Source organism: Streptomyces sp. NPDC006624, assembly GCF_040611555.1.
Classification (GTDB): domain Bacteria; phylum Actinomycetota; class Actinomycetes; order Streptomycetales; family Streptomycetaceae; genus Streptomyces.
This window is the reverse complement of sequence record NZ_JBEXOM010000006.1, coordinates 178,576-192,339: the sequence shown is the minus strand read 5'-3', so window position 1 is coordinate 192,339 and position 13,764 is coordinate 178,576. Positions and strand designations below refer to the sequence as shown.

Genomic DNA, 13,764 nt, shown 5'->3' with positions numbered 1-13,764 from the left:
TTCGATCAGACCTGACTGAACGGGATCGAACAGGATCGAAGTCGACTAAAACCAGCCTGTTCTGCGGGGGATTCGTTTTTGGGGTCGCGTTTCGGGGAAACGCCCGCTGGGCAGCCGCGCTGCAAGGAAGCGTAGGGACTGCTTCCGTTCTGGCGAGCGAGGGGCGTGGTGGTGACCTTCAAAGTGACCGGCGGGGAGCAGGGCGAGTGGGCCGTGCTCCGGGTGTCGGGCGAACTGGACCTGGTGACGTCGCCGGTGCTGCGTCAGCGTGTGCACGACGTGGTGGCCGAAGGGCACCACTGTCTCGTCCTCGACCTGTCCGAGGTGTTCTTCTGCGACTCCAGCGGCGTCGGCGTGCTGATCGCCGCCCGCCGTCTGATCCGCTCCTGCCAGGGGCGGCTCCGGCTGGTGCTGCCCGCGAGGGGCGCGGCCGACGGGTCCCACGTCAACCGGGTCCTCGGCGCGCTGGGCGTGCGCAGGCTGTTCGACGTGTACGCGGATGTGGACGCGGCCCTGGGCGACGAGGGTGAACCCCTGTCCGCGTGACGTCACGGTGACGCACCGTGGGACCGCTGTCGCCGTTCCGCCACGTCGTTGTCCCGGAATTCCCCCGGTCTTGGCACAAGTGACGTTTTCCCGCGCCCGAACCGTTCCGTCCGTCGTACGCTCCGACCGAGACGCACCCCACCCGACGTAAGGCGGCCCGAAACAGACATGGTCAGCAGCGAGTACGAGCGCAAGATCGCCGACCGGTTCGCCACCTTCGACCAGGACGGCAACGGCTACATCGACCGCGAGGACTTCTACGGAGCGGCCAAGGCGCTGCTCGGGGAGTTCGCCGTGACGGCCCGGTCGGACAAGGGACAGGCGCTGTACATCGGCGCCGAGGCGTTCTGGCAGGGCATGGCGGGGATCGCCGACCGCGACGGCGACCAGCGCATCACGCGCGAGGAGTTCGTCAACGGAGCGGTCAAGCGCCTGCGGGACAACCCCGACCGCTTCGCCGAGATCGCCCGCCCCTTCCTGCACGCGGCGCTGGGCGTCGCCGGCTCCGGCGGGGACGGCACCGCGACGGTCGAGGAGGCCGCCCGCGTACTGAAGTGCCTCGGCGTCCCCGAGGAGATCGCGGGCGAGGCCGCCGCCGCACTCGACGCGGACGGCGACGGCAAAGTGGGCGAAGCGGAGGCCGTACCGGCCTTCGCGCGCTACTTCACGGTGCCCGAGTAGACGGCTGCGCCGGGCCCGAGCGGACCGCGCTCGGGCAGGCTCTGGCAGGTGTGCGTGTGCTCGGCGTGCGCGGGCACACGCCCCGCCGGGCGGGCATGGACCCCGCCGCGGGCCGGCCCGGAGGGCCGGGCCTGCCTCTCTGCCGAGCCCGGGCAGGCCTGCCGACCGGACCCGACTGCGCCCGGCCCACCCCCGGCTCCTCGCAGGCGAGTTGAAGCCCACCGGGTGGTCCCTCCCCCCCCGCGGCGTCCGGCGTCCGGACACGGTTTCTCCCTGCGGCTGCCGGAGGCGGACGGCGGCGCCGGACTGGAGTTGCCCGCAGCCGTGTTGATGTGCGAGAGGCAGGGCGGGCGCTGCTGCCGGGGCCGTGGCCCGTACGCCACCCCGTCGCCCTCTGCTCACCACCGCCGAATGACCCGGCCCGGCCGCCCGCGTCGTGAAGCCGACCGTGCAACACGCCCGGGTGCGCGAACAGTTCGGCCGGCCCGTCGTGGCGTTCCAGGCCGTCGCGCACCTGTGTGCGGGCGTGCCGGTGCGCACCGAGACGGCCCGCGCGGCGGCGTACGCGGCCGCCGTCACCGCGGTCACCGCCGACCCGGCCGACGTCACCACCGACCCGGCCGACGCCGCCGCCGCGCGGCTGCTCGCCGACGAGGCCGCCGTGCGCGGTGCCCGGGAGCATGGGCTTCACCTGGGACTCCGAGGTCCGTCTCCCTCCGAAGCGCGCACGGGTTCGAACCCACCGTGCGGGCTATGTGACGGAGAGTGAGGAGTTGCTCGCGGTCGCCCTGCTGCCCCGCGTGGCCCGAACCGCCGCCTGGCTGGGGTGTCGCCCGGTGGAGCCGGAAAGATGTCGCGGATCGTGGCACGGCGTGATCACGGAGCGTTGAGATCGGCTTGTGTCCACTGTGTGACTCGTTACGGCCTGGAGTCGAGGGTCCGCTCCGGTACCTTGTGTCAGATGCGAGTGGCTCTGAGCGCAGTGCGACCCAGTGGCGCCGCCTGTTCGACTGCCTGTGGTGAGCGTCGCACAGTATGCCGCACGGGTACTCCTTCGCGCTGGAATATGCCCGAAGCGCTTGTTGGGGTGACTGTACGTCAACCATGCTGTCCCACAAGGGATTCACGTTCCGTGATCCTTGTCCCGGCCGTTGTTCTGGCCATGCAGAAAATGGCTACGATCGTGGCCCTCGTGAGGCGCGAGCCTAAGTGTCCGCCGGTTCGGATGGTGTGAGCGGTGCAGGTGCTTCAAGTGCAGCTGGAGATCCGGCCCGACCCCGCAGAGGTGGGGCGTGCCCGGCGGTGGGCCCGCTCCCGCCTGGCCGGTTCGGGTATACAGGCCGATGAGCCGCTCGCCGAGACGCTGGTCCTGCTCGTGTCGGAGCTCGTCACCAACGCCGTCGTCCACACCGGCCGTCCCGCCGTGCTGCGGCTGTCCCTGCCGCCCGCGGTGACGGAGGAGGTCACCGTCCGTCTCGAGGTCGCCGACCACAGCGGCCGGGCCCCTGTGCCCCGGTGCGCCGGCGACGAGGCGACCGGCGGCCGGGGGCTCGCCCTCGTGGACGGCCTCGCCGACCGCTGGGGCTGGAGCGTGGAGGCCACCGGCAAGCGCATCTGGTGCGAACTGGACCGGTGCGCCAACTCCCGTGACCGTACGGCGTCGTGCGGGGGCGGCGCGGTGGCGTACGGCGGGGCCGGCGGAGCCGCGTTCGACGGCCTGGCGGCGTACGAGGCGGTGTAGGGCACCGGCTGCGGTGGCACATGCCGCACGGAGGTGCGGCGGCGCGGGGCACGGATGCACGGCGGGCCTGCCGCGCCCGTCAGGGCGTGTGGCGGTGCGCCGGGACGTGCTTCCGTGCGCGCCTGCGGCAAAAGCCGCATAAGTCACAAGTCACCGAACGGGCGTTGACGCCTCGTGACCGTGTGTTCACGCTGGAGGCAGCGATTCGCCGCGAGGGGACGGCGAGGGCCCCGGAGCCGGCGGCCCTCGGCGAGTGCGAGTCGTGATTCGGCGTCGGCTTCCCTCAGGGCGGGGAAGCCGGGGCGGGAGCGCCGGAGTCGGGTGGCGGCGCGCGCTGCCGTGCTCGGGGCGAGCAGCGCGGCGCCGCCATCCAGCTCGCCGGCCCGGTAGGGCGAGTGCGGGGCCACCGCACGTGCAGCGGCCGATCCATCCACAGGCTGTGGACAACTTTTCGAGATTCCGGTTCCGTCCCCGCGACGTGCCTTCGGAGGAGGGGTGTCGCCCGGGCCCGGGATCACGCCCCGGCGGGCGCGGCCGGGCGGCGTTCCCCTTCAGCCGGGTCAGCCGGGTCAGCCGGGTCAGCCGGGTCAGCCGGGTCAGCCGGTGCAGCCGGTGCAGCCGGTCCCGCCGGTTCAGCCGGTTCAGCCGGTTCAGCCGGTTCCGCCGGTTCCGCCGGGCCCGACTCCGCCCGGAAGGTGCGCCGGTAGGCGCTCGGTGTGACACCGAGCGCCGCCTGGAGGTGCTGGCGCATCGACTGGGCCGTGCCGAAGCCCGCGTCCCGGGCCACCTGGTCGACGGAGCGGTCGGTGGACTCCAGCAGGTGCCGGGCCCGTTCGACGCGCTGCCGGGTGAGCCACTGGCCGGGGCTGACGCCGGTCTCCTCACGGAAGCGGCGCGTGAACGTGCGTACCGACATGGCCTCCTGGGCGGCCATGTCGCGCAGCTGGATCGGCTCGTGCAGACGGCCCAGGGCCCAGGCGCGGGCCGTGGTGGTGGACGACTGCTGCGGATCGGGCACCGGCCGCGCGATGTACTGCGCCTGGCCGCCGTCGCGGTGGGGCGGCACGACCGTGCGCCGGGCCACGTCGTTGGCGACGGCGGCGCCGTGGTCGCGGCGCACCATGTGCAGGCACAGGTCGATCCCGGCCGCCACGCCCGCCGAGGTCAGCACGTCGCCGTCGTCGATGAACAGCACGTCCGGGTCGACCTTCACCCGCGGGAACAGCCGCTGCAGATGGTCGGCGTCCGCCCAGTGCGTGGTGGCGGGGCGGCCGTCGAGGTAGCCGGCGGCGGCCAGGACGTGCACGCCGTTGCAGATGGAGGCCAGCCGGGTGCCGGGCCTGATGCGGGCGAGGGCGGCGGCGAGCTCCTCGGTCAGCACGCCCTCGTCGTAGACGGGACCGAGCGCGTACGACGCCGGGACGATCACCGTGTCGGCGGTGGCCAGGGCCTCCGGGCCGTGCGGCACGTGGACGGCGAAGTCGGCGTCCGTCTCCACCGGGCCGGGCGGCCGGACCGAGCAGGTCACGACCTCGTACAGCGGCCGGCCCCGGTCGTCCCGGGGGCGGCCGAAGATGCGGTGCGGGATGCCCAGTTCGAAGGGCAGCAGCCCGTCGAGGGCGAGGACGACGACGCGGTGCGGGCGAGGGCCGGTGTCCGCGCGGGGACCGGATCCGGGGGCCGAGGGCATGGCCCGATCCTAGCGAACGCTGTCCCTCGGGCCACTCGCTGCGGAGGGGCGCGCCACCGGAAGCTCTAGGACGTGACCCAGACAACCGAAGCAGCGGCCGTCGAGCAGCCGCCGAAGCCCCGCCGTCGCCGTCGTGTGCACCGCGCCTGGTTCGTCGCCGCCGTCACCTTCGTGACGATCATCGGCGCGGCCGCCTTCCGCTCCGTACCGGGACTGCTCATCGACCCGCTGCACGACGACTTCGGCTGGTCGCGCGGCACGATCGGCGCGGCCGTCTCCGTCAATCTCGCGCTGTACGGGCTGACGGCGCCGTTCGCGGCGGCCCTGATGGACCGGTTCGGCATCCGCCGGGTGGTCGCGGTCGCGCTGACCGTGATCGCCCTCGGTTCGGGCCTGACGGTCTGGATGACGGCGGCCTGGCAGCTGATGCTGTGCTGGGGCCTGCTGGTCGGCCTCGGCTCCGGCTCCATGGCGCTGGCGTTCGCGGCGACCGTCACCAACCGCTGGTTCACCGAGCGGCGCGGCCTGGTCAGCGGCATCCTCACCGCCGCCTCGGCGTCGGGGCAGCTGATCTTCCTGCCGCTGCTGTCGTGGATCGTGTCGACGTACGACTGGCGGCCGGCCGCCGTCACGGTCGCGCTCGCGGCGCTGGCGGTGGTCCCGTTCGTCTGGCTCCTCCTGCACGACCACCCCGCGGACGTGGGCCAGAAGCCCTACGGGGCGGCCGAGTTCGTGCCCAAGCCCGCGCCGGTGCCCGGGGCCGCGCGCCGGGCGGTGACGGTCCTGTTCTCGGCGATGCGCACCGGTCCGTTCTGGCTGCTCGCCGGCACCTTCGCGATCTGCGGCGCCTCCACCAACGGCCTGATCCAGACCCACTTCATCCCCGCGGCCCACGACCACCACATGCCCGTCACCGCCGCCGCCTCCCTGCTCGCGGTCATCGGCGTGTTCGACGTCGTCGGCACGATCGCCTCCGGCTGGTTCACCGACCGCTTCGAGCCGCGCCGTCTGCTGGCCGTCTACTACGCGCTGCGCGGCGTCTCCCTGATGTTCCTCCCGATCCTGCTGGCCCCCGAGGTCCGGCCCCCGATGATCTTCTTCATCGTCTTCTACGGCCTCGACTGGGTCGCCACGGTCCCGCCGACCCTGGCCCTGTGCCGCGAGCAGTACGGCGAGGACAGCGCGATCGTCTTCGGCTGGGTGCTCGCCTCCCACCAGGTCGGCGCGGCCCTGGTCGCCTTCCTCGGGGGCGTGGCACGCGACGCCTTCGGGTCGTACGACGTCGTCTGGTACGCCTCGGGGGCGCTGTGCGCGGCGGCGGCGCTGATGGCGCTGGTGATCCGGCGGCGGCCGGTGGACGTGGTCGCCGCGGCCTGAACGGGCCGCCCGCCCCCGGCTGCCGGTGGTGCTGGGTGCACCCCGTTTCCGCCGCTCAGCCCCACTGATCTTCGCGTCCGGTCCTGGAATCGTCTGCGGTGCCGAACCGGACGAAGGAGAGACGCGGATGCGTACGAGGATGCGTACGAGGATGCCTGCGACGACCACGTCGAGGACGCGCAAGGGGCTGCTGGTGCTGGCGGCGGCGGGGCTGGTGGCCACCGCGGTGACCGACGCCGCGGTGGCGGGCCCGCCGCCGTCGCCCGTCCAGCGGAGCATCGACGCGCTGGTCGCCGAGGAGGGGTTCCCGGCCGTGATGGCCACGGTGACCGAGGACGGCCGTACCAGGTCCCTGGTGGCCGGGTCGGCCCGGCTGGACCGGAAGGTGCCGGTGCCGCGCGACGGTTACGTCCGGGCGGGCAGCAACACCAAGACCTTCACCGCGGTCGTGGTGCTGCAACTGGTCGCCGAGGGCAAGGTCCGTCTGGACGAGCCCGTCGAGACGTACCTGCCCGGCCTGGTGCGCGGCAAGGGCATCCACGCCGACCGCATCACCGTCCGCCACCTCCTGCAGCACACCAGCGGCCTGCCGAACTACACCGACCACCTCGGGCTGGAGGACTTCGACCAGGTCCAGCACAGGTTCTTCCAGCCGCACGACCTGCTCGCGGCGGCCCTGGCCCACCCGGCGGAGTTCGAACCCGGCGCCCGCTGGAAGTACAGCAACACCAACTACCTGCTGGCGGGACTCCTGATCGAGCGCGTCACCGAGCGGCCCGTGCAGGAGCAGATAACCGAGCGCGTCATCGAGAAGGCGGGCCTGCGCCACACCTACTGGCCGCAGCCGGGCGACCAGACCCTGCGCAGGCCCCACGCCCGCGGGTACGCCCTGGACAACCCGCGGTCCCGCAAGGTCATCGACGTCACCGAGATGGACCCGTCCTGGGGCGGTGCCGCCGGGCAGCTGATCTCGACGCCCAGGGACCTGGCGAAGTTCGCCCGGGTCCTGATCGGCGGCGGGCTGCTGCCCGCCGGGGAACTGGCCGAGATGCGCCGGACGGTGGACGCCCCGCTGCTCCCGGGCTGGCGCTACGGGCTCGGCCTGTTCAGCGTCCCGCTGAGCTGCGGGGGCGTCTACTGGGGACACGGCGGCGACATCGACGGGTACGAGACCCGCGGCGGCGCCACCGACGACGGCCGCTCCGTCGGGCTCGCGGTGAGCGCGCTCCCGGGGACCTTCGGCGATCAGGAGAAGGGCGCCGTCGCGGTCATGGAGTCCGTGGACACCGCGTTCTGCGCGTGAGCGGTCTTCCGGCGGGCCGGACGGTGGTCGCGGTCGCGGTGGGAATCGCGGTCCGCCGGCCGCGCCAAACGCCACCTGTGGAACAGCCGACGGCCCCAGCCGGCCGCGGCGTGCCCGGCACGGGTGCGGCGTCGTACGCCGCCCCCGCGAACGTGTCGGCGCCACCCCACTGCGATGGCGCGGCCCCACCGCGAGGCGCGGCCCAACTCGCCCAGCGCCGCCGCCAGGACGGCCACTGCGGGGCGTGGCCGCCCACCTGACGCCGCCCGGTCACGGCCCGGGCAGTTGGAGCTAGCCCGGAAGCCGTGAGACCTTCCCCGACCTGTCCCGTGCCACGGCCTTCGCGATCCTGACCGCGTCGAGCGCCATCTCGCGCAGGTTGCCGCTGATCGGGTTGGTGAAGCCGGTGAAGTACAGGCCGGGGGCGGCCTTCGGGGTGCGGGCGCCGTGCGCGACGGGTCTGCCGCGCGAATCGAGCACGCCGAGGTGGCCGACGAGGCCTTCCAGGGCGCGCACGTACCCGGTCGCGGCGATCACGGTGTCCGGGGAGATCCGGGTGCCGTCGGCCAGCAGGACCTTGCCGTCCTCGAAGCCCTCCACGGCGGCCACGATCCCGACCTTGCCGGTGCGCACGGCGTCGATCAGCCCGACGTCCTGCACCGGGATCGCCCCCTGCTTCACCCGGCTGTACAACCCGGTGTCCGGGCGCGGCAGTCCGTGCGCCGACAGATCCGGCACGGCCACCTTGGCCTGCACCCGGCTGATCCGGTCGACCAGGCCCACCGGCAGCCGGCGGACGAGGATGCCGCTGTACTGGGCGGCCCAGCCGGCGGTCGAGCGGCGCACCAGGTGCGGGACGGTCCGCACGGCCAGCCGGACCCGGGAGGCGCCGCTCTCCACCAGGTCGACGGCGATCTCGGCGCCGGTGTTGCCGACGCCGACGACGAGGACGTCCCGGCCGGCGTAGGGCGTGCCGCTGCGGTACTCGCCCGCGTGCAGGAACTCGCCGGTGAAGGCGGCGCGGCCGGGCCAGTCCGGCAGGTGCGGGGTGTGGTTGCAGCCGGTGGCGACGACGACCGCGGCGCCGGTCAGCTCCCGGCCGCCGGTGGCGTGCAGCAGCCAGCCGGTGCCGTCGGGGGCGGGGTCGATCCGGGACACCTCGACACCGGTGACGATCTCCAGGCGGTGGTGCTCGGCGTACTTCTCCAGGTACCGGACCACGTTGTCCCGGGACACCCACCGTCCGAAGCGGCGGGGCATCGGCAGCCCGGGCAGGGCGGACAGTCGGCGTGTGGTGTGCAGGTGCAGCCGGTCGTAGTGGCGGCGCCAGGACGCCCCGACCCGGTCGGACCTCTCCAGGACGACGGCCCGTATGCCCCGGGCGCGCAGCGCGTACGCGGCGGAGAGCCCGCCGGGGCCGCCGCCGATGACGTAGACGGGGCGGTCGGGCGGGGGCTGCGCGGTGAGCTGGGTGGGGGGTGTGGAGTCGGCCATGAGCGCGAGCGTAATCACGACCCTGCTTGATGGGTCTCGGTCAAGACCGGAATTGGTTGCGGATTGATCACGACTGTGAGGGGACGGGGTGCGGCCGGTGGCGCAACGGGCCTGATTGTGGCGGGCCGGTGATCGCTTCCGGCGCCATTCCGGGTGCCGGTGCCGGTGCCGGTGCCGGGTGTCGGGTGCCGGTGCCATTGCGGGTCTCGGTGCGGGGGCGAGGTGTCGGTGCGGGTGCGGTGCGGGCACGGCCTCCGGCGGGGGCGGGAGGGGTGGGGCGGGCCGGGGGCCGTGCCGGGCGCGGGGCGGGCGGGTTACGCGCGGCGCCGGTGGCCGGTCACCGTGGCGATCCACCGGATGAAGTCGCCGGGGTCGCTGTTCGCGCCGTGGCCCTCGTCCCAGTAGTAGAGGTGGCTGACGTCGTCGCCGAGGGCGGCAGCGGCGGCGGCCAGGTTGGCGGAGACCGTGTGCGAGGTGTCGGTGTCCTTGGTGCCGAGGCGGATCCACCAGTGCCTGCTGCGGTGGGCGTTGGGCGTGCCGCCGGTGAGGAAGGACATCGGGTTCATCAGCCGCAGCTTGGCGGGCAGGTCGGCGTCCAGCCGGGTGCCGGTGTCGCCGGCGGTGTCGTGCCGCAGGCCGTACGGCGTGAAGTGGCGCTTGCCGGTGGTGCCGGTGCCGAAGAGGTTGTTCTCGCCGGTGGACAGGTCGAAGGCGTCGAAGGCCGGGGCGCCCTTCTTCCGGGCGCCGACATGGGTGAGGAAGTCGGCCCAGCCGAAGGACGCCCTGCCGTTCTTCCAGGTGATGAAGGGGTGGTCGGCCAGGTAGGAGGCGCGGTCGGACTCCGTCAGCGCCGTGAGGTAGGAGGTGGCCGAGGGCTCCATGTACTGCTTCAGCAGGTACGTGTCGTAGGAGCGGGCGGTGAGCGTGCCGAAGCCGTTCAGACCGCGCAGCTTCAGCGACGCCTGGTACTCGGCGAACTGGGCGACCAGTTCCCTCGACACCGTCCGGTCGACGACCTTGCCGGTGCCCTGGGCGGCGTTGGTGCCCCAGTTCCACTCGTAGGCGCCGTCGGCGTGCTCCAGGTCGGTGATCGGGCACCAGGCGCCGACGGCGAAGACGGCGTCGGAGGCGTCGGCCGCCCCGAGTTCCCTCAGGTACCGCTCGTAGAGCGGGCTGTCACCGGACGCGCCGAGCAGCGAGGAGAGCGCGCCGCCCGCGCTGGTGCCGGAGGAGACGATCCGGTCGGTGTCGCCGGGGATGCGGCCCCGGTTGGCGCGGACGTAACGGACGGCGGCCTTCAGGTCGACGATGGCGGCCGGGGCGGTCCCGTAGTACTCGCCGTCGTCGTTCGTCAGGGTCCGGCCGCGGGCGCCCGGCTCGACGACGACGTACCCGGCGGCCAGCGCGAGCTTCGGCAGGCTCACCATGCCGCCCCGGGCGTCGACCATGCCGTTCCCGCCGGACTGCACCTCGCCGGAGCCGGACCCGGAGCCGGAGCCGGCGGAGGCGCCCGGCGACGGGCTGCCGCCGCCCCCGGGCACGCCGGTCATACCGCCCCCGCCCACGCCCGTCGCGTCCGCGACCGAGGACGGCAGGTAGCCGCCGACGGCGTTGGCGAGGAGGATGGGCGCGTTCCCCGCGTCGACGCTCTTGCCGTCTATCGTCACCGGCACGCTGACGTTCAGGCTCTGGTACTTCTCGTCCACCGGCTTCGCGACGTAGGGGACGGCCTTCCAGAAGCGGTAGGTCACCTCGTGGTCGTCGCCGTTCGCGTCCGTGACGGTCGTGGTCAGGGTGGTGTGGCCCTCCCGGTCGAAGACCAGGCCGCCGGAGGCGGAGGCCGAACCGCCCGTGCCGCTCGACGCCTGTGCGCTCAGGGCGACCCCGCCGACGGCGGCCGCACCGGCGGTCGCCCCGATCCCCCACACGACGCTCCTGCGCCTGACTGCCCTGTGCCTCACGGTGCCACCTCTCCACACTCTTCCTGTCCTGGGCTTGCACCAGCGAACGTAGCCAGGCTCCGCCGAGATTGCCAACAATTCTGTCGCATTCATTGCCGACACACAGCTTCACGGGCCGCGCACAGTCCGTTCCCAGGTCCTGCCGGGGCCCGCTGACCGGCACGCCGTCAGATCACGGAGCCCGGCGCGCACCGCGGGGCGGGACCCGGCAGACGGGTGAAACGGCACGGCCCCGCACGCTTGAATGACCCCATGGCCCCCACACGTGACCGCTCCCGCACCGGCTCCCACCCGGAACTGCACGGCCACGGCCTCAGCCTGCGCCCCTGGGACGCAAGCTCGGCCGACGACGTGGACAGCTGGCTGCGCGGGATGAGCGACCCGGAGTTCCGCCGCTGGAACACCCCGCTGCGACCGGTCACGGACCGGGCCGACGCCCGCGAGTCCCTGCGCGCCCGGGCGCAGAGCGCGACGGAGGGCACCTCGGTGTCGTTCCGGATCGCGGACGCCGGCAGCGGCACCGTGCTGGGGCACATCGGCGTCAACGAGATCAGGTACCACCTGAAGGCCGCCCGCGTCGGCTACTGGGTGCTGCCCGAGGCCCGGGGCCAGGGCGTGGCCACCCGGGCGCTGCTCCTGACCGCCCGCTGGGCGCTGACCGGGCTCGGCCTGCACCGGCTGGAGCTGGACCACGCGGTCGGCCACGAGGCGTCCTGCCGGATAGCGGAGCGCTGCGGCCTCCGGTACGAGGGCACGCTGCGCGGGGCGACCTTCCAGGAGGGCCGGCACGACGCGTTCCGGGACGCCCACCTGCACGCGCGCCTGGCGACGGACCCGGAGCCGGCGGGCCCTTGAGCGACCGGTGTGACCCGGATCACCCCGGCCGGGTGATGAGTCCGTCCCGCCCCCCGGGTCCTACCCGGTGACCGCAGAGAAGGGACCACCCGAGATGACCGCACCCGTGAAGGGCCCCGCGAGCTACTTCCCCTCCATCGAGAAGAAGTACGGCCGGCCGATCGCCCATTGGCAGGACCTCATCCGCTCCTCCCCGCTGACCCGGCACATGGAGCTCGTCACATGGCTCAAGACCGAGCACGGCCTGGGTCACGGCCACGCCAACGCGCTCGTCGCCCACACCCTCGCCGAGGACAGCCGCACCTGAGCCGGGGGGTGCGGAAAATCGAGGAGAGCCGGGAGGCGGGCCGGCGGCACCATGGGGCACCGGCACCCACACCGGCACCGGAACCGGCACCGGCACCTGGCATCTCCTCCACGACCACGATGCCTTCCTGACCCGGGCCGGGACCGACGCCCGGATCGAGAGCGGCGGCGTCACCCTCTGGGTGACCCCCGGCGTCACCCCCGTCGCGATGGCCGGCACCGGCCCGCGGGTCGCCGGGCAGGTGCGCGTCGCCGGGGTCCGCACCCCGCCCGGCCACCGCGGCCGTGGCTACGCGGGCGCCGTGACGGCCGAGGTCGGCCGCGCCGCCCTCGCCGCCGGGGCGAGCGAGGTGCTGCTCTTCACGGACCCGGCGAACCCGGCCGGCAACGGCCTGTACCGGCGCATCGGGTACCGGCCGGTGGCGGACTTCGCGGTGTACGACTTCGCGTAGCGGACGATCAGGCTCGTCACGGCCACAGCAGCTCCCGCGTCCAGCCCTCCTCCGCGCGCCGGTAGCGCAGCCGGACGTGCCGCCGCCGCTCGTCGCCCTGGAAGAACTCGACCTCGTCGGCCCGCAGCCGGTACAGGGTCCAGGAGGGCACGGGCGTCTCCGGCTCACGGGCCGCCCGTTCCCACGCCGCCTCCGACCCCCGGGCCAGTTCCTCCAGCGATCCGAGGGGCTCGCTCTGGCGCCCGGTCAGCGCCGCCGCCAGCGCCCCGGTGGAGCGGGCGTGGAGATCGCCCTGGGACTCCTCGGACGGCGCCGACGACACCGGGCCGCGGACGCGGACCTGGCGGCCCAGGACGGACCAGTAGAAGGTCAGCGCGGCATACGGGCGGGCGGCGAGCTGGCGGCCCTTGCGGCTGCCGGCGTGGGACCCGAAGGACCAGCAGTCGGCGTCCGCGCCGTGCAGCACCACGATCCGCGCGTCGGGCAGGCCCGAGGCGTCCGCGGTCGCCAGGGACATGGTGTGCGGCTCGGGCTGCCCGGCCGCCACCGCCTCCGCGAACCACTCGGTGAACAGGGGGAGGGGGGCCGCGGGGGCGACGGCCGGGTCGAAGGGCCGCAGGTCCGTGGTGTCCGGGGCCCAGACCCGCAGGGACCTCAGCAGCGTGTGGAGATCGGTTGCCATCCCCCGATTGTCACGGGTGCCGGCAGGCCGCGCGGGATCTCGCCCGTCACACCCGTCCCAGATCCGACGACACCCACCGCTCCGGCCGCATCCGCACCACCACCTGCTCGCCGTGGTCCTTCCAGGCGAAGTCCACATAGCCGTCGACCTTCTCGGCCGGCAGATAGCGGGCGGCGAGCTCGCGGAGCTGTTCGATCGTGGCCGGGGCGGTGCCGACGACCGGGCCCTCCACCGAGACGTACCGGATCGTGGGCTCCAGCCGGTCCACCATCAGCGAGAACCGGCCCGCCGCGCTGATCAGCTCGTTCTTGCGCGAGTCCAGGCCGGTCATGATCCAGATGTCGCCGCCGGGCTCGTACTGGTACCAGATCGGCACCGTCAGCGGTGCGCGGCCCGGGCCCGCGTCGACCGCGAGGGCCGCGACGTGCGGCTCGGCGAGGAACTGTGCGCGCTCTTCTCGGGTCAGGGCCATTCCGGTCTCCTTCGACTGGACGGGCGTCACCTTCCGGACCATCACAACGCTCCCGTCACCGCCGAGTGTTCCCCTGGAAGGCGGTGCCGGAGTTTGGCCCCGTACGCGGCGTACCCAGGCGCGGGTGAGCCGTGAGGTCCGGCTGTTCCGGCTCGTGCGGCGCGAGGGGGCCCGGGAAAAGGCGACAGGCGGCAGTCCACGGGA

General features: G+C 73.6%; 12 protein-coding genes and 2 pseudogenes. 9 read left to right on the top strand and 5 right to left on the bottom strand.

The genetic code is table 11. From position 1 onward, the window contains the following. The first annotated feature begins 165 nt into the window (after positions 1–165). The 4 genes and pseudogenes from ABZY20_RS13825 to ABZY20_RS13810 all read left to right on the top strand — a co-directional run bounded on the left by ABZY20_RS13825 (position 166) and on the right by ABZY20_RS13810 (position 2,968). Positions 166–546, top strand: a complete 381-nt coding sequence (locus ABZY20_RS13825) for an STAS domain-containing protein (protein WP_356441173.1) — start codon at positions 166–168, stop codon at positions 544–546. Positions 547–714: 168 nt separating this feature from the next. Next, positions 715–1,227: an EF-hand domain-containing protein gene (locus ABZY20_RS13820; RefSeq protein ID WP_356441171.1), complete on the top strand. Its 513-nt coding sequence runs from the start codon at positions 715–717 to the stop codon at positions 1,225–1,227. 267 nt (positions 1,228–1,494) lie between these two features. Next, positions 1,495–2,021: pseudogene (locus ABZY20_RS13815) on the top strand (acyl-CoA dehydrogenase family protein); the annotation flags it as partial. A gap of 458 nt (positions 2,022–2,479) precedes the next feature. Beyond that, positions 2,480–2,968, top strand: coding sequence for an ATP-binding protein (locus ABZY20_RS13810; RefSeq protein WP_356441711.1), 489 nt, complete (start codon positions 2,480–2,482; stop codon positions 2,966–2,968). A gap of 514 nt (positions 2,969–3,482) precedes the next feature. Here the strand turns inward: ABZY20_RS13810 and ABZY20_RS13805 are convergent. Beyond that, entirely contained in the window at positions 3,483–4,658 is a 1,176-nt protein-coding gene (locus ABZY20_RS13805) for a helix-turn-helix domain-containing protein (RefSeq protein WP_356441168.1), read from the bottom strand. A 72-nt stretch (positions 4,659–4,730) separates the two neighbouring features. On the opposite strand from ABZY20_RS13805, the gene ABZY20_RS13800 reads away from it, so the two are divergent. Together ABZY20_RS13800 and ABZY20_RS13795 are read left to right on the top strand one after the other, a co-directional pair. Beyond that, positions 4,731–6,035, top strand: coding sequence for an MFS transporter (locus ABZY20_RS13800; protein WP_356441166.1), 1,305 nt, complete (start codon positions 4,731–4,733; stop codon positions 6,033–6,035). A 151-nt stretch (positions 6,036–6,186) separates the two neighbouring features. Further along, positions 6,187–7,338 (top strand): serine hydrolase domain-containing protein, encoded by a 1,152-nt coding sequence (locus ABZY20_RS13795; RefSeq protein WP_356441163.1) that lies wholly within the window; start codon positions 6,187–6,189, stop codon positions 7,336–7,338. A gap of 291 nt (positions 7,339–7,629) precedes the next feature. Here the strand turns inward: ABZY20_RS13795 and ABZY20_RS13790 are convergent, their stop codons facing one another. After that, positions 7,630–8,832, bottom strand: a complete 1,203-nt coding sequence (locus ABZY20_RS13790) for an NAD(P)/FAD-dependent oxidoreductase (RefSeq protein WP_356441161.1) — start codon at positions 8,830–8,832, stop codon at positions 7,630–7,632. A gap of 314 nt (positions 8,833–9,146) precedes the next feature. Next, on the bottom strand, positions 9,147–10,793 hold the full coding sequence (locus ABZY20_RS13785) for a subtype B tannase (protein WP_356441159.1): 1,647 nt from the start codon (positions 10,791–10,793) through the stop codon (positions 9,147–9,149). 252 nt (positions 10,794–11,045) lie between these two features. Between ABZY20_RS13785 and ABZY20_RS13780 the strand changes: the two genes are divergently transcribed. The 3 genes and pseudogenes from ABZY20_RS13780 to ABZY20_RS13770 all read left to right on the top strand — a co-directional run. Continuing rightward, complete coding sequence (locus tag ABZY20_RS13780) at positions 11,046–11,648, top strand: GNAT family protein (protein WP_356441157.1); 603 nt, start codon at positions 11,046–11,048, stop codon at positions 11,646–11,648. A 94-nt stretch (positions 11,649–11,742) separates the two neighbouring features. Further along, positions 11,743–11,955, top strand: a complete 213-nt coding sequence (locus ABZY20_RS13775) for a DUF4287 domain-containing protein (protein WP_356441155.1) — start codon at positions 11,743–11,745, stop codon at positions 11,953–11,955. A gap of 145 nt (positions 11,956–12,100) precedes the next feature. Next, positions 12,101–12,406 (top strand): annotated as a pseudogene (locus ABZY20_RS13770) (GNAT family N-acetyltransferase); the annotation flags it as partial. A gap of 16 nt (positions 12,407–12,422) precedes the next feature. On the opposite strand, the gene ABZY20_RS13765 reads toward ABZY20_RS13770, so the two are convergent. Further along, positions 12,423–13,088: a pyridoxal 5'-phosphate synthase gene (locus ABZY20_RS13765; RefSeq protein WP_356441154.1), complete on the bottom strand. Its 666-nt coding sequence runs from the start codon at positions 13,086–13,088 to the stop codon at positions 12,423–12,425. A 46-nt stretch (positions 13,089–13,134) separates the two neighbouring features. Further along, the gene (locus ABZY20_RS13760) at positions 13,135–13,560 is read right to left on the bottom strand and encodes a pyridoxamine 5'-phosphate oxidase family protein (RefSeq protein ID WP_356441152.1); all 426 of its coding nucleotides are present in this window, start codon (positions 13,558–13,560) and stop codon (positions 13,135–13,137) included. Between the last annotated feature and the right edge of the window lie 204 nt (positions 13,561–13,764).